Below are 15,899 nucleotides of genomic sequence, written 5' to 3' on the forward strand. Positions count from 1 at the left end.
TCCGGGTGGGGACTCAGGCTTCCTGGACGGCGCCTGCGACGCCGGGCACATTGACGCCGCCAAAGCGCCGATCCCGCGCCTGGAAGGCCGCGATCGCATCATCGAGCTGGGCTTCGCCGAATTCAGGCCATAGGCAATCGGAGAACACAAACTCGGTGTACGCCGTCTGCCACAACATGAAGTTGCTGATGCGCAGCTCCCCGCCGGTGCGGATGAACAGATCCGGATCCGGCGCATAGCTCATGGCCATGAACTGCGACAGCTTGGCCTCGGTCAGCTCATGCGCCGGCACACCCGCTTCAATGGCCTTGCGGCAGGCCTGGACAATGTCCCAGCGACCGCCGTAGTTGAAGGCCACGTTGAGGGTGAGCTTGCTGTTGTGGGCGGTGCTGTTCTCGGCTTCGGCCCATGCGGCCCGCAGCTTGTCCGACACCGCTTCACGGTCGCCCACGATGCGGATGCGCACGCCCATCGCGCCCATGCGGGCCAGGTAACGTGACACCGCCGCCAGCACCAGGCCCATCAGGCCGGAGACTTCATCGCTGGGGCGCTTCCAGTTCTCGCTGGAGAAGGCGAAGACGGTCAGGTACTCGATCTCACGATCGATGCAGGCCTGCACCACGCGCACCAGCGCATCCACCCCCTGCTTGTGGCCGAAGAAGCGCGGAAGGAAGCGCTTCTTGGCCCAGCGTCCATTGCCATCCATGACGATGGCGACGTGGCGGGGGACACCCGCCTTCTTGTCTGCACTCACGTCGTCTGGACTCAGACCGCCATGATCTCGGCTTCCTTGGCCGACACCAGCTTGTCGATCTCGGCGATGACGCGGTCGGTCAGCTTCTGGACTTCGTCCTGGCTGCGACGTTCGTCGTCTTCGGTGATGGTCTTGTCCTTGGTCATCTTCTTGGCCTGTTCGTTCGCATCGCGACGCAGGTTGCGGACGGCGACCTTGGCATCTTCGGCGGCGCCCTTGACCACCTTGGTCAGGTCACGGCGGCGTTCCTCGGACAGCGGGGGCATCGGCACGCGGATGAGGTCGCCCTGGCTGGAGGGGTTCAGGCCCAGGTCCGATTCACGGATGGCCTTTTCGATCTTCTGGCCCATGCCCTTTTCCCAGGGCTGCACGCTCAGCGTACGGGCGTCCAGCAGGCTGACGTTGGCGACCTGCGAGATGGGCACGGGGGATCCGTAGTAGTCCACATGGACCTGGTCCAGGATGCCCGGGTGGGCCCGACCGGTACGGATTTTTTGCAGTTCATTCTTGAACGCCTCGACGGACTTGGCCATCTTGGCTTCGGCGTTCTTCTTGATGTCGGCGATGCTCATGTTCTTTTCCTCGATCAATGGAGACGGCGTGGCGCCCGCACGGGCGCCCGATCACTTAACGCGCCGACCCGCTCAGACGTGCACCAGCGTGCCTTCGTCCTCACCTTGCACCACGCGCTTGAGTGCGCCCGGCTTGAAGATGGAGAACACCCGGATGGGCAGCTTCTGGTCCCGGCACAGGGCGAACGCGGTGGCATCCAGCACCTGCAGATTCTTGCTGATGGCCTCATCAAAGCTGATGCGGCTGTAGCGGGTGGCCGTCGGGTCCTTCTTGGGGTCGGCGGTGTAGACGCCGTCCACCTTGGTGGCCTTCAGCATGATTTCCGCGCCGACTTCAGCGCCGCGCAGCGCAGCAGCGGTGTCGGTGGTGAAGAAGGGGTTGCCAGTGCCGGCCGCGAAGATCACGACCTTGCCCTCTTCCAGGTATTGCAGCGCCTTGGGGCGCACGTAGGGCTCGACCACCTGCTCGATGGCAATGGCGGACATCACCCGGGCGGTCATGCCTTCCTGGCGCATCGTGTCGGCCAGGGCCAGGGAGTTCATCACCGTGGCCAGCATGCCCATGTAGTCGGCCGTGGCACGGTCCATGCCGACCGAGCCGCCCGCAACGCCGCGGAAGATGTTGCCGCCACCGATCACGACGGCGACTTCCACGCCCAGACGGGTGACGTCCTGGATCTCCTGGACCATGCGCACGATGGTGGCGCGATTGATACCGTAGGCATCGTCCCCCATCAGGGCTTCGCCGGAGAGCTTGAGCAGGATGCGTTTGTGCGCGGGCATTGTTACCTCGTCAATACAGCCACTGAAGGCAATGGAGTTGCGCGCGCACAGGCACCATCCGCCTGGCGCAGGCACAAGTGTAAAGGGCGCCCGGGGGCGCCCTTTTGTTTCTGGAGCTTACTGCCCCTTGCTGGCGGCGGCCACCTGGGCAGCCACCTCGGCGGCGAAGTCGTCCACCTTCTTCTCGATGCCTTCGCCCACCACGTACAGGGTGAAGGACTTCACCGTGGTGTTCTTTTCCTTGAGCATCTGAGCGACGGTCTGCTTGCCGTCAGCGGCCTTCACGAAGACCTGGTCCAGCAGCGAGACTTCCTTCAGGAACTTCTGGACCGAACCTTCCACCATCTTGGTGACGATCTCGGCAGGCTTGCCGGACTCGGCAGCCTTCTCGGTGGCGATCTTGCGTTCCTTCTCGACCAGCTCGGCCGGCACTTCGGCCGACGACAGGGCAGCCGGCTTCATGGCGGCCACGTGCATGGCGACGTCCTTGGCGGCGACTTCGTCACCGTCGAACTCGACCATCACGCCGATGCGGGTGCCGTGCAGGTAGGAGGTCAGCTTGGCACCGGAGGCGTAACGCTTGAAGCGGCGGATGGTCATGTTCTCGCCGATCTTGCCGATCAGGCCCTTGCGAACATCTTCCACCGTCGGGCCGAAGCCTTCCTGCGACAGCGGCAGGGCGGACAGGGCGTCCACGTCGGCCGGGTTCTTCTCGGCCACCAGGCCAGCCAGGGCGTTCACGAAGGCCAGGAAGGCGTCGTTCTTGGAGACGAAGTCGGTTTCGCAGTTGACTTCGATCACGGCGCCAGCGCCGCCGACCACAGCTGCGGCGACCACGCCTTCAGCGGTGATGCGCGAAGCGGCCTTGCCAGCCTTGTTGCCCAGCTTGACACGCAGGATTTCTTCCGCGCGGCCCAGGTCGCCTTCGGCTTCCGTCAGGGCCTTCTTGCACTCCATCATGGGAGCGTCGGTACGGGCGCGCAGCTCGGCGACCATGCTTGCGGTAATTGCTGCCATTTCAATCTCCGTGTGGTGCAGGCCCCATCCTTCAACGGGAAGCTTGGGCGCCTGCGAAATCTTGCTTGGAAAATTGCTTAGAAAAAAGGGGCTGAATCAGCCCCCTGGTCGAACCCTTGCGGGGACGCGGCGATCAGGCGCCTTCGTTCACTTCGACGAACTCGTCGCCTTCAGCGGCGACAGCCTGCACCAGCTCTTGCGTCGAGTTGGCACGGCCTTCCAGCACGGCGTCGGCCACGGCCTTGGCGTACAGGGCCACTGCCTTGGCGGAGTCGTCGTTGCCGGGGATGACGTAGTCGATGCCTTCGGGCGAGTGGTTGGTGTCCACCACGCCGATGACGGGAATGCCCAGCTTCTTGGCTTCAGCCACGGCGATCTTGTGGTAGCCCACGTCGATCACGAACAGGGCGTCCGGCAGAGCGGCCATGTCCTGGATGCCGCCGATGTTCTTTTCCAGCTTGGCGATATCGCGCTGGAACATCAGGGCTTCCTTCTTGATGGACGGCTGGGTGCCAGCGTCCACCTGGGTCTGCATGTCCTTGAGCTTCTTCAGCGAGGTCTTGACCGTCTTGAAGTTGGTCAGCGTGCCGCCCAGCCAACGCTGGTTCACGCTCGGCACGCCAGCGCGTGCGGCTTCTTCAGCGACGATGTCGCGCGCCTGGCGCTTGGTGCCCACCATCAGGATGGTGCCGCGCTTGGCCGACAGCTGGCGCACGAACTTCAGGGCTTCCTCGAACGCGGGCAGCGTCTTTTCGAGGTTGATGATGTGGATCTTGTTGCGATGGCCGTAGATATACGGGGCCATCTTGGGGTTCCAGAAGCGGGTTTGGTGACCAAAGTGGACGCCTGCTTCCAGCATCTCGCGCATCGTGACGGACATGAATGAACTCCGAAGGTTGTTTCTGGAACCCGGCACGAATTGCAGGACAAGCCCTGCAACACCTTGTGGACCGCCTCAGCCGCATGCTTGCTGCCTGCGCTGACGCTGTCTGTCATCACTGAAGCGTTCAGTGACTGCCGGATCCGCGAATTTGCGATGTGACCTGTCGCACAGAACCCATTCCTGTGCATTCAGTGTCGCCACCGCGTCTTTGCCTGCCGCGCCGGTACGTTCAATACGTGTTCCGTACGTTCCGCACGTCGCGACCTTGGCAAAAACCCGAAGAGTATAACCCGATTTCTGCGGCCTTTCGAGGCCAGTCATGGTCGGTCCCTCGAGCGCGGTTGGGGGGCACCGGGGGCTGGTGGAGGCTGGCGCGCCAGAAGTGTGAACTTAACGTGTCAGCCGTGACTGAAGTGCAACAACTTCCCACCAAGATTGGCGGCGGCAGCCCTGCGCCCTGGCACCATGAGCGCCGCGCGCAAGACTGACGGTTGCGCAACCCCGATTTCCCCTGACAAGAAACCTGGTGCCGCCGGACCGGCAGGCACCGATGCATGACATGACGCACGCCTTTGCCGGCCTGGTGACCTGCCTCAATCCGCGCCTTGATCCGCGCCTTGATCCGCGCCCTCATCCGCGCCTCGCTTCGCATGCAACGCCCATGCGGTCCGCTTGCTCCGCACCGCGGTTAGCACGCGCAAACGCCCCGGAGGGTCACTGACATGCGCGTGGCCATTATCGGCGCCGGCCTGGCCGGCGTGACCACCGCCTACGAACTGGCCCGCCAAGGCCACGACGTGCAGGTGTTCGAGCGGGACACCAGCGTCGCCACCGGCGCCAGCTTTGCGCCGCCGGGCCTCATCGCGCCGGCGCTGCTGGCGGCCCGCCCTCCCGCGCGCCTGGCCTGGCGCGGTGCGCCCCGGCAACTCGGCTGGCGCTGGGCCCACTGGCGGGCGCGGCGTGCCAGCGCCCAGCAGCCGCTGCCGGTGCCGTCCGCCGTGTTGCAACTGGCGGTTCAGGGGCAGGCGCTCCTGGCCGACTGGCGCCAGGCGCTGCAACTGGAGGTGGAGCACCGCAGCGGCGTGCTGCTGCTGTGGCGCACCGCCAAGGACTACAAGCAGGCGGCTCCGTTGATCGCCCGGCTGCAGGCGGCGCAGCTGCCCCATCGGGAGCTCGATGCCGCAGCCTGCCTGGCGCTGGAGCCCGGCCTCAACCCGGACACGCGGCTGCATGGGGGCCTGCATCTGCCACAAGACGAATCGGCCAATGCCCGCCAGTTCAGCCAGGCGCTGAAACTGGAAGCCCAGCGGCTGGGCGTGCGGTGGCAGTTCAATGCCGAAGTGCTGAAGATCGAACCGGGCAGCCAGCCCTCGCTGCACCTGGCCACCGGACCCGCCCAGCGGGCGGATGCGGTGGTCCTGTGCGCCGGCAAGGGGGCGCCGGCGCTGCTGTCGCCGCTGGGGATTCGCCTGCCCTGGGGCACTGTGCATGCGCACACCCTCACTGCGCCACTGCGGCAGCTGGAAGCCCACCCGGATCTCGGCCCCGCCGCAACCGTCATCGATGTCGCCTTGGGCGTGAGCATGACGCGACTGGGCCAGCGGGTGCGTATCGGCGGCGGCCAGGAGCTGGGCGGAACCGCCGGCCAGCCGAACGGACCGTCGATGAGCGCGCTGCACCAGGCCGCCCACGATTGGTTCCCCGGTGCACTGCAGGCCGGCGGGCAGCAGCGCTGGAAGGCCGCCCGGCTGCTGCTGCCCGACGAGCTGCCGGTGATCGGCGCGAGCGGCGTGCCGGGCGTGTGGCTGAATCTGGGCCATGGCGAATCGGGCTGGGCCCTGTCCGGCGGCGCGGCCCAATGGCTGGGAGAACGGCTGGCGGGACGGGACGGCGGCGTGGACGCCTCGGTGCTGGAGCCGACCCGGCTGCGCTAGAGTCGGCGCATGCGCGCCTTGCTCCCCCACACCCAAGCCACCTGGCCGCTCCACGACATCGCGGCCAGCCGCGAACTGGAGAAGGCTGCGCTGCAGCAGCGACCAGCGCACCAGTTGATCGAGCAGGCGGGCGCGGCCGTCGCAAGGCTGGCGATGGCGCTGGTGCCACATGGCCGATCTGCCGTGGTGCTGGCGGGGCCCGGCAACAACGGCGGGGATGCGCTGATCGCGGCACGATGGCTGGCCGCACGCGGGTGGCGCCTGCAGGTGTACCGCTTCGGGCCGGAACCGGCCGCAGGCAGTGACGCGGCCCATGCGCTTCGCGCTGCGGTTGATGCGGGGCTTGAGATTCGGCGCGGTCTTCCGACGGTGGATGGCCACCCTTCCCCCGGGTCGAGTGCGGCATCGGGCTCGGGCTTGATTGCAGGCGCGCCTCCCGCACCCATCGACCTCTGGATTGACGGCCTGTTGGGACTAGGCGCCCACCGCGCCCCGGAAGGTGACATCGCGGCCGCCATCCGTCTGGCCAACCGCCATCCCGCCCCCACGCTCGCCATCGACCTGCCGAGCGGTCTGCATGCCGACACCGGCCAGACCTGCGGCGCCGACACCATCCGCGCCGACCATACGCTTTCGCTCCTGACGCTCAAGCCCGGGCTGGTGACCGGCGAGGGCCGCGCCTATGCGGGACGCCTCTGGTTCGACGATCTGGGTGTGACGCCCTCGCCCGCCACGGCGCACTGGGTCGGGCTGGACGCGTTGACCGAGTGGCACCAGCAGCATCCTCGCGGCGCCACCAGCCACAAGGGGCGCCAGGGCGATGTGGTGGTGCTGGGCGGCGCACCGGGCATGCGCGGCGCGGCCTGGCTGGCGGCCACCGCCGCACTCACCGCAGGCGCCGGCCGTGTCTATGCGGCCCTGCCGGACGACGACGGACAACCCTGGCCGGCACGCCCCGAGCTGATGCATTGGCCGGCGCAGCGGTGGCGCCAGCCGCAAGCCTGGCGTGATGCCGTGGTGGTGTGCGGCTGTGGGGGCGACACCGGCATCCTGCCCTGGCTGGATGCGGTGCTGCACGAGGCCAGACATCTGGTGGTGGATGCGGATGGATTGAATCTCGTCGCGGACGATGAGGCCCTGCGCAAACGGCTGGCGGCGCGACGCTCGCATGGCCTGCAGACGATGCTGACGCCACACCCGCTGGAAGCTGCGCGCCTGCTGGGTCTGGCCGGCGCTGCCGCCATTCAGTCCGACCGGTTGGCAGCCGCCAAGGCATTGGCCGAACGGTTTGATTGCACGGTGGTGCTCAAGGGCTCGGGGACCGTGATCGCGTCGCCGGGGCATCTGCCGGACATCAACAGCTCGGGCTCCCCCGCACTGGCTACGGCGGGGACCGGGGATGTGCTGGCCGGGTGGGCCGGAGGCCTCTGGGCGCAGGCGCCAGACGCGGAGGCCCACACGGTCGCCCGCACAGCGGTGCTGTGGCATGGAGCAGCCGCGCAGGACCATGCAGGCCCCCTGCGCGCGGCCGACCTGATCGAGGCGATGGGGGCGCTGCGACGCGCTTGATGGCGCAACGTCCACAGCCACCGCAGGCCGCCCCCCCGCCCCAATCCGGCAGCCGCTGATGCCGCAGCTGGGCCCCCTACTGAGGTGCCCGCGTCCACAACTGCTTCAGCGACCTCTTGGGCCACCGCCGCGAGGACCGCCTCCGCTCAGGTCCGCCTCCGCTCAGGTCCGCTTCCGCTCAGGTCCGCGACTTGCGCGGCGCCTTGGTCGGTGCCGACGCATTGGCGGCCTTCGCCGCCGGACGCTTCGCGCCACGCGCCGTGCGCTTGGCCGCCTTGACCGGATGCGTGGCCACCGTCTTGGCGGACCTTTCTGCCTTCCGGCGCTCTGCCTTCAGGGCGCGATCGACCTTCTCGATGCGCTCGAGCTGCTCCACCGCCGACACCGTTTCCGCGCCGACTTCCGGCGCGCTCACGATCTCGGCCAGCGGCTTGCGAGCGGCCCGCTTGTCGCCATGACGGTCCTGACGGCGCGAGTCGCCGTGCTTGTCGCGCATCGCGCGCTGCAGTTGACGGGCCTCGTCCTGCTCCCGCACGAGGCGGAAGTCGATCTTTCGGCCGTCCAGGTCCACGCGGCTGACCTGCACCTGCACTCGCGCGCCGGTGGCGTAGCGAATGCCGGTGCGCTCGCCACGCAGTTCCTGGCGCACCTCGTCGAACTTGAAGTACTCGCCGCCCAGTTCGGTGATGTGCACCAGACCTTCCACATACAGCGCATCGAGCTGCACGAAGAGGCCGAAGCTGGTCACCGCGCTGACCGTGCCGGCGAACTCCTCGCCGAGGTGGTCGCGCATGAAGCGGCACTTGAGCCAGGCTTCCACATCGCGCGAGGCCTCATCGGCCCGGCGCTCATTGGCACTGCAGTGCGCGCCGACGATCTCCCAGCGTTCCGCCTCGGTCGTGGCGGTGGCGGGGTTGAGCGTCTTGGTGGGACGTCCCGGACGCTTGGGCAGCGGCTTGGCCGCGTCCATCTTGTGCGCATCCAGGGTGTACTTCTTGTTGCCCAGCAGGGCCTTGATCACCCGGTGCACCAGCAGGTCGGGATACCGACGGATCGGGCTGGTGAAGTGGGTGTAGGCCTGGTAGGCCAGGCCGAAGTGGCCGGAGTTGGCGGGCGTGTAGATGGCCTGCTGCATGGAGCGCAACAGCATGGTGTGGATCTGGGTGGCGTCGGGCCGGTCCTTGGTGGCCTGCGCGATGGCCTGGTACTCACCGGGGGCCGGATCGTCACTGATGCCCATGCCGATGCCCAGCGCGCGCAGATACGCCTGCAGCGCGGTGCGCTTTTCCGGCGTCGGCCCTTCGTGGACGCGGAACAGCGACGCATGCTTGCCGCCGGCAATGAAGTCGGCGGCGCAGACGTTGGCGGCCAGCATGGCCTCCTCGATCAGGCGGTGGGCCTCATTGCGGGTGCGGGGGACGATCTTCTCGATGCGGCCGTTGTCGTCGCAGACGATCTGGGTTTCCGTCGTCTCGAAATCGACCGCGCCGCGCTTGGCCCGCTGGGACAGCAGTGCGCGGTAGACCTCATGCAGATGCAGCAGATGCGGCACGAGGTCGCGGCGCTTGGCGGCTTCGGGACCGTGGGTGTTGCCCAGGATCGAAGCGACCTCGGTGTAGGTCAGCCGTGCATGGGAATTGATGACGGCCGGGAAGAACTGGTAGGCCTGGACCTCACCGGCTTCGTCCACGAGCATGTCGCAGACCATGGACAGCCGGTCCTGGTCAGGATTGAGCGAGCACAGGCCGTTGGACAGCTTTTCCGGCAGCATGGGAATCACGCGGCGCGGGAAGTAGACGGACGTGGCGCGCTCGTAGGCATCGCGGTCCAGCGGCTCGCCGGGCTTGACGTAGTGGCTCACGTCGGCGATGGCCACCAGCAGGCGCCAGCCCTTGAACGCGTTCTTGCCGCGGCCTTGCTTGTGGGGTTCGCAATAGACGGCGTCGTCGAAGTCGCGGGCATCTTCACCGTCGATGGTGACCAGGGCGACGTCGCGCAGGTCCACGCGGTGCTTCATGTCGGCGGCGCGGACCTTGTCGGGCAGCTTGGCGGCCTGGGCAAGGGTGTCGGGGCTGAAGGCGTGCGGGACCTCGTACTTGCGCACGGCGATCTCGATTTCCATGCCGGGGTCGTCGATCTCGCCGAGCACTTCGGTCACGCGACCAACGGGTTGCGAATACAGGGACGGCGGCTCGGTCAGTTCGACGGCCACGATCTGGCCGGCGGTCGCATTGGCAATGGCGTTTTTGGGGACGAGGATGTCCTGCCCATAACGCTTGTCTTCGGGGGCGACGAGCCAGATACCGGATTCGAGCAGCAAGCGGCCGATGATGGGTTTCTTGCGGCGTTCCAGGATTTCGAGCACGCGGCCTTCGGGGCGATTGCGCTTGTCGAAGCGCACGATGCGCACGCGCAGCCGGTCGCCGTGCATCACGGCATGCATTTCCTGGGAGGACAGGTAGACGTCGGGCTGGCCGTCATCCGGCATCAGGAAGCCGTGGCCGTCGCGATGGCCTTGCACGGTCCCTTCGACTTCGCCCATCAATGAATTGGGCGTTTGCGAGCTTGCGTTCTTGAAGTTTTTGATAGTATGATCCTTGTCTTTCCTGAAACGCAAAAGCGCTTCTCGAGAACTTGGTTCCTAGGATACCTGAGGTTGAAGACTGAAGCTATCCAATGTAGGTGATGTGGAACTGGGGAATCAGAGAGGGTCGGTTTTTGGAACTTAGCCCAGGTGGCGGAATTGGTAGACGCACTAGTTTCAGGTACTAGCGGGTAACTCCGTGGAGGTTCGAGTCCTCTCCTGGGCACCAATTTCGAAAAGGGGTCAGCGCAAGCTGACCCCTTTTCTCATTCTGACGCCCAGGAAGTGATGTCCAGTGGACATCACGCGAGGACTCGAATGGTTTGGACCGTAGGTCCAAACCGGGGTCGCGCTTGCGTGACCGAGTCCTCGGGGCAGTGCACAGGAGTGCCGAGGGGCGCCAGAAAGAGCTGCGCCATCGCGTGCCGCGGCCATCACCGGCACATTACCGCCCCACCACCGGCACATCACCGCCAAGTGACTGAGCTTCTACGCCCCGCGGCCCACCACACTGCTGCGCTCGATGTCGTACACATCAATCTGCTCCTCAACGAACAGATCAGTCAACGCATCCGCCCCATTTGCTTGCGCGAACTGTGCCTCTTCCTTGCTGATGGGAATGGCCTGCAGCCACGCCACTGTTTTTGCGCTGAGCGTCTCAGCGGCAAATGAATCGTCCCAGAGAAACGGATCCACCAGCATCATGCTGCTCATGGTGGGGGACAGCTTGTAGGTATCGATCACCCCGTGGAAGATGGCACCGGGAAACGCCGGGTGTCCTCCCATGATTTTCATGGCGACGGTGGCGAGCGCATTGGGGAAGTGTTCCACCTCGGAAGCGCAGGCGCCGACCAATTCGAGCCGATGTTGCGCCTCCCCCTTTGGCGTGAAAAGCGGGGAATTGGACAGCCCGATGGTGCCGTAAGACGCCACTCCACGCGCGGGGGCGTCTGGCGCATAGAAGACGTTCACCTCAAGGTCGTCCTGCTCATCGTCGCGATGCGAGAAGACTTTGATCGGACGATTGAACGCAGCCGCCAGTTTCCTGGCGATCGCCTTGTCATCGTCGCTGACACCTTGACTGTTCTCTTCGCTCATCTCTCTCCGCCCCCAATCAAAAGCGCAGCTGAAGCCCATCCCCAACCGCGCCAGAACAAAAAAAAGGCGACCCTCAGGCCACCTTTCATTTTCACGCACACCCGGCAGTTGCCGCCCACGCATCGGAACGCGAAAGCACCGCTCCTCACCAAATGGAGCGCGCGAAGCGCCGCTCCCACCCAAGCGGAGCGCGTGGATCTGGCTCTGCCAGTCCACCGCGCTCGCCCCCCGGGGGGGGCCGGCGTGAGCCGGTAGGGGGGGAGCTCAGATCGCGAATTTCTTGGCCAAAGCATCCGGCCGCAGCGAATCGTAGTCTTCGAACGGCTGATGGATCCAAGGGCTGGTCGTCAGCAGCTCAACGTAATAGTCCGGCGTATACGTAGACACACTCTTCGTCCAAATCACCGCCGAACGCAGCTCCTGAATCGCCGGCATCCCACGCAGACGCTCCACCACCGCCTTGAGCGTCACGCCCGAATCCGCCAGGTCATCCACCAGCAGCACGCGGCCGGCGAGTTCCCCCTTGGGCATGGTGATGTACTTGGCAATATCCAGCCGCCCCTGAATCGTCCCCGCTTCCGCGCGATACGAACTCGTGGACATGATGCCCAGCGGCTTGTCGAACACCCGCGACAGCACGTCCCCCGGGCGCATGCCCCCACGGGCCAGGCACAGGATCTGATCGAATTCCCAGCCCGAGGCGTGCACCTTCAATGCCAGGCGTTCGATCAGCAAGTGGTATTCATCCCACGACACATACAGATGCTTGCCGTCGTCGGTCAACATGGGGAGGGCTCCTCAGGAAAGAAACAGATAAGGGGTCAAAAAATGGCGATCAGACCGCGGTCAAGCCAAGATCAGGCCTGGAACGGGTGACGCAGCAAAATGGTGTGGTCCCGATCCGGACCGGTGGACACCATCGCGATCGGCGCACCGATCACCTCTTCCACCCGCTTCAGGTAGGCGCGGGCATTGGCCGGCAGCGCATCCCAGTCGGTCACGCCGAAGGTGCTTTCCGTCCAGCCGGGGAACACTTCGTAGATCGGCTTGCAGGCCAGGATGTCGTCGGCGTCCAGCGGCAGGATGTCGATGCGCTGGCCATGCAGCTCATAGCCCACGCACATGTTCACTTCCTTGAGCCCGTCCAGCACGTCCAGCTTGGTCAGGCACAGGCCGGTGATGCCGTTGATGATGATGGAGCGCTTGAGCGCTGCAGCATCCAGCCAGCCGCAGCGACGGGCACGTCCCGTCACCGTGCCGCGCTCCTGGCCGACGGTGGAGAGATGGTGGCCGACGGTGCCCGGGTTCTCCCAGTCCAGCTCGGTCGGGAACGGACCGCTGCCGACGCGGGTGGCATAGGCCTTGGTGATGCCCAGCATGTAATGCAGCATCTGCGGACCCACGCCCGCACCCGCCGCCGCATTGCCGGCCACGCAGTTGCTGGAGGTCACGTAGGGGTAGGTGCCGTGGTCGATGTCCAGCAGCGTGCCCTGCGCGCCCTCGAACAGGATGTTCTGGCCGGCCTGATGCGCCTTGTGCAGCAGGTAGCCCACATCGGCCATCATCGGCTTGATCTGGTCGGCCAGCGACATGGCGTGGTCAAAGATCGGCTGGAATTCCAGCGGCTTGGCATTCAGATAGCCGGACAGCGCCACGTTGTGCATGTCCAGCAGCTCCTTGAGCTTCTTGGCAAAACGCTCCGGATGCTTCAGGTCCTGCACGCGCAGGGCGCGGCGGGCCACCTTGTCTTCGTAGGCCGGGCCGATGCCCTTGCCGGTGGTGCCGATCTTGCCGCTGCCGCTGCTTTCACGCAGGGCTTCGCGGGCGCGGTCCACTTCCACGTGGAAGGGCAGGATCAGCGGGCAGGATTCGCTGATGAACAGGCGCGAACGCACTTCCACACCCGCCTTCTCCAGGCGCTCGATCTCGGACAGCAGATGGGAGGGGTCCACCACCACGCCGTTGCCGATGTAGCAGGCCACGCCGTCGCGCATGATGCCCGAGGGGATCAGCTGCAGGGCCGTCTTCACGCCCTTGATCACCAGCGTGTGGCCGGCATTGTGGCCGCCCTGGAAACGCACCACGCCCTCGGCGTGATCGGTCATCCAGTCCACGACCTTGCCCTTGCCTTCGTCACCCCACTGGGTGCCAACGACCACCACGTTGCGGCCGCGCGCGATCTCAGTGCTTTGCATGTTGTTCATCCGATCAAAGAGGTTGTTGGTGGGGGCGAGGCTTACAGCGCTCGCAGCACCCATTGACCGCTGGTGTTCACCAGCTCGCGGTCGCATTCGAATTCGTCGTTCTCGTGCTCATGGCCGGGCAGCACGCACACCACGGTCTCGCCCTGCTCCCGCAGGCGACGCACCGCGGCGCGCAGGTCCGGCGCCACGCCCCAGGGTGCACGAACGGCGGCGCGCAACTGGGTGGCCGGGATCAGCCCGACCAGGGTCTTGAGGTCCAGGCTGAAGCCCACCGCCGGACGACGGCGGCCGAACACGGCCCCCACCTCGTCATAGCGGCCGCCGCGCAGGACGGCATCGCTGCAGCCCTGGGCATACAGTGCAAAACGCACGCCGCTGTAGTACGCGTAGCCGGGCAGGTCGGCCAGGTCCAGGCCGATGCGCAGTTCCGGATGGGTGGCGCGCAGGTGACGCACCAGCCAGTCCAGGTCGTCCAGCGCCGCGGTGATGAGCGGGTGACGGGGCAGACGTTCACGGGCCTGGGCCAGCAGCTCGATGTCGCCATACAGGCCCAGCAGCGTCTGCAGGCCGTCGATCACCGCGGCGGGCAGTTCGCCTTCGAACGAGGCGACACCGCCTGCATCCTTGGCGCCCATGGCCTGGACCAGCACGGCCAGACGGTCTTCGTCCAGACGGTGGTCGCCCAGCACGCCCCGCACCAGCCGGGCGTCGCCCAGGTCCAGCGTGATCTGGGTCAGGCCGGCGCGATGCAGGGCATCCAGTGCCAGTTCCTGCACTTCCAGGTCGGCCTCCAGGCCGGCATGGCCGTAGATCTCGACGCCAAATTGAAGCGGTTCGCGGGTGGCGGTGAGGCCTTCCGCACGGGTGTGCAGCACCGGGCCGCAGTAGCACAGCCGGGTCACACCTTCGCGGTTCAGCAGATGGGCGTCGATGCGCGCCACCTGCGGCGTGGTGTCCGCCCGCAGGCCGAGACTGCGGCCGGAGAGCTGGTCCACCAGCTTGAAGGTCATCAGGTCCAAAGCCTGGCCGGTACCCGACAGCAGCGAGTCCAGGTGCTCCAACATGGGAGGCATCACCAGCTCGCAACCGTAGGTCCGGGCCATATCCAGCAGATCTCGACGCAGTTCTTCAATGCGGCGGGCCTGGGAAGGCAGGACGTCAGCAATGTGCTCGGGCAGCAGCCAAGCAGAGGCCATGGACGTTCAGGGAGGGGGTTAAAAACGGCATTGTACCGGGGTCGCGCAGCGCTGGCGTTGCTGAACGCACGAGCAAGGGTCATCCGCACCGTCGGCAGCGGCGCCGACTGCGGTATTTCGCCACGTTTGAGGGCGGGCGACCCCTACGGCCGGGCGACTCAGCCGGCCATCAGCACCAGCAGCACACCCCCCGCCACGACGCTGCACAGCCCGATGAAACGGATCTGGCCGTCACTCATCGCCAGCAGCTTCGTGAACACCTCGCGCCAGGCCATCGGGCGAAGCAGGGGCATCAGCCCCTCCACCACCAGCATCAGCCCGAGGGCTGCCCACCAGCTTTTGCCATTCATGAAACGACACAGGCACCTTTCGGTGCCTGCGGGGTTGGGTTTACTTCTTCTGCGGAGCGGCTGGCGCGTTGGCGCCGCCGGCCCCACGCATGGCCTTGAAGAAGTCGGACGACGGATCCACCACGATCATGTCGCTCTTCTTGCGGAAGGACGCACGATAGGCTTCCAGCGACCGATAGAACTGCGCGAAGTTGGGGTCCTTGCCGAAGGCCTCGGCATACAGGGCCGACGCCTTGGCATCGCCCTCACCCATGATCTTCTGCGCGTCCCGATAGGCCTCGGCCAGGATGATGTCCTGCTGCTTGTCGGCATCGGCCTTGATCTTCTCGCCTTCGGCACCGCCGGTGGCGCGCAGTTCGTTGGCCACGCGGATGCGCTCAGACTTCATGCGGTTGTAGACGGCTTCGGTGATGGTGGGCGAGAAGTCCACGCGCTTGACGCGCACGTCCACGATCTCGATGCCGAACTGCTTGGCTTCTTCTTCCAGGCGCTTGCGCACATCGGTCATGACCTTTTCGCGCTCGGTGGCCAGCACGGCCCGCACGGTGCGACGGGTCACTTCCTCATTCAGCGCCGCCTGCACGATGGGGCTGAGGCGGTTCTCCAGGTTGCGCATGGAGGGGCCGCTGTTGCGGATGAACTGCCTGGCATCCACGATGCGCCACTTCACCAGCCAGTCGATGACGATGCTCTTCTTCTCAGCGGTGAAGATGGGACGGGTGTCCGGGCTGTCCAGGGTCTGGATGCGACGGTCCAGGAAGATCACGTTCTGCAGCGGGGGCGGCAGCTTGAACTTCAGGCCCGGCTCGGTGACCACTTCCTTGATCTCACCCAGCGAATAGACGACGGCAAATTGACGTTGATCCACCACGAACAGGGTGGAACTGGCCACCATGAAGAGGATCAGCAGGCCGAGGACGACGGAAACGATGCGGTTCATTGTCTGAGTCTCCCC

At 65.9% G+C, this 15,899-nt stretch carries 15 protein-coding genes and 1 tRNA gene; 3 read left to right on the forward strand and 13 right to left on the reverse strand.

From position 1 onward, the window contains the following. Window positions 1–13: 13 nt before the first annotated feature. From uppS to DES44_RS24845, 6 genes are all read right to left on the reverse strand, one after another. The gene (gene uppS, locus DES44_RS22860; RefSeq protein WP_058934355.1) at window positions 14–754 is read right to left on the reverse strand and encodes a polyprenyl diphosphate synthase; all 741 of its coding nucleotides are present in this window, start codon (window positions 752–754) and stop codon (window positions 14–16) included. Between the two features lie 11 nt (window positions 755–765). Beyond that, complete coding sequence (gene frr, locus DES44_RS22865; protein WP_058934354.1) at window positions 766–1,326, reverse strand: ribosome recycling factor; 561 nt, start codon at window positions 1,324–1,326, stop codon at window positions 766–768. Between the two features lie 72 nt (window positions 1,327–1,398). After that, window positions 1,399–2,109 carry a UMP kinase gene (gene pyrH, locus DES44_RS22870; RefSeq protein ID WP_058934353.1) on the reverse strand — a complete coding sequence of 237 codons (711 nt, stop codon included), beginning with the start codon at window positions 2,107–2,109 and terminating at the stop codon, window positions 1,399–1,401. Between the two features lie 117 nt (window positions 2,110–2,226). Then, window positions 2,227–3,126 (reverse strand): translation elongation factor Ts, encoded by a 900-nt coding sequence (gene tsf / locus DES44_RS22875; RefSeq protein ID WP_058934352.1) that lies wholly within the window; start codon window positions 3,124–3,126, stop codon window positions 2,227–2,229. 133 nt (window positions 3,127–3,259) lie between these two features. Next, a complete protein-coding gene (gene rpsB, locus DES44_RS22880) occupies window positions 3,260–4,006 on the reverse strand; it encodes a 30S ribosomal protein S2 (RefSeq protein ID WP_058934351.1) in 747 nt (248 codons plus the stop codon). Between the two features lie 75 nt (window positions 4,007–4,081). After that, entirely contained in the window at window positions 4,082–4,330 is a 249-nt protein-coding gene (locus DES44_RS24845; protein WP_147307192.1) for a hypothetical protein, read from the reverse strand. 401 nt (window positions 4,331–4,731) lie between these two features. Between DES44_RS24845 and DES44_RS22885 the strand changes: the two genes are divergently transcribed. Beyond that, complete coding sequence (locus DES44_RS22885; protein WP_058934350.1) at window positions 4,732–5,943, forward strand: FAD-dependent oxidoreductase; 1,212 nt, start codon at window positions 4,732–4,734, stop codon at window positions 5,941–5,943. Window positions 5,944–5,952: 9 nt separating this feature from the next. Beyond that, window positions 5,953–7,512 (forward strand): NAD(P)H-hydrate dehydratase, encoded by a 1,560-nt coding sequence (locus DES44_RS22890; protein ID WP_058934349.1) that lies wholly within the window; start codon window positions 5,953–5,955, stop codon window positions 7,510–7,512. A gap of 178 nt (window positions 7,513–7,690) precedes the next feature. Here DES44_RS22890 and rnr read toward each other — a convergent pair whose 3' ends face one another. After that, a complete protein-coding gene (rnr, locus tag DES44_RS22895; protein WP_058934348.1) occupies window positions 7,691–10,054 on the reverse strand; it encodes a ribonuclease R in 2,364 nt (787 codons plus the stop codon). 186 nt (window positions 10,055–10,240) lie between these two features. Between rnr and DES44_RS22900 the strand changes: the two genes are divergently transcribed. After that, window positions 10,241–10,325: transfer RNA gene (locus tag DES44_RS22900), tRNA-Leu, on the forward strand. Between the two features lie 260 nt (window positions 10,326–10,585). On the opposite strand, the gene DES44_RS22905 is transcribed toward DES44_RS22900, so the two are convergent. From DES44_RS22905 to hflC, 6 genes are all read right to left on the reverse strand, one after another. Beyond that, a complete protein-coding gene (locus tag DES44_RS22905) occupies window positions 10,586–11,194 on the reverse strand; it encodes a suppressor of fused domain protein (protein ID WP_058934347.1) in 609 nt (202 codons plus the stop codon). A gap of 264 nt (window positions 11,195–11,458) precedes the next feature. Continuing rightward, entirely contained in the window at window positions 11,459–11,980 is a 522-nt protein-coding gene (locus DES44_RS22910) for a phosphoribosyltransferase (protein WP_058934346.1), read from the reverse strand. Between the two features lie 71 nt (window positions 11,981–12,051). Further along, window positions 12,052–13,398 carry an adenylosuccinate synthase gene (locus tag DES44_RS22915; RefSeq protein ID WP_375137571.1) on the reverse strand — a complete coding sequence of 449 codons (1,347 nt, stop codon included), beginning with the start codon at window positions 13,396–13,398 and terminating at the stop codon, window positions 12,052–12,054. Window positions 13,399–13,430: 32 nt separating this feature from the next. Continuing rightward, window positions 13,431–14,594: an ATP phosphoribosyltransferase regulatory subunit gene (locus tag DES44_RS22920; protein WP_058934345.1), complete on the reverse strand. Its 1,164-nt coding sequence runs from the start codon at window positions 14,592–14,594 to the stop codon at window positions 13,431–13,433. A 158-nt stretch (window positions 14,595–14,752) separates the two neighbouring features. Then, window positions 14,753–14,944 (reverse strand): DUF2065 domain-containing protein, encoded by a 192-nt coding sequence (locus DES44_RS22925; protein ID WP_058934344.1) that lies wholly within the window; start codon window positions 14,942–14,944, stop codon window positions 14,753–14,755. 40 nt (window positions 14,945–14,984) lie between these two features. Next, complete coding sequence (hflC, locus tag DES44_RS22930; RefSeq protein ID WP_058934343.1) at window positions 14,985–15,884, reverse strand: protease modulator HflC; 900 nt, start codon at window positions 15,882–15,884, stop codon at window positions 14,985–14,987. Between the last annotated feature and the right edge of the window lie 15 nt (window positions 15,885–15,899).

Source organism: Roseateles depolymerans (assembly GCF_003387155.1).
GTDB classification, from domain to species: Bacteria; Pseudomonadota; Gammaproteobacteria; order Burkholderiales; family Burkholderiaceae_C; genus Roseateles; species Roseateles depolymerans.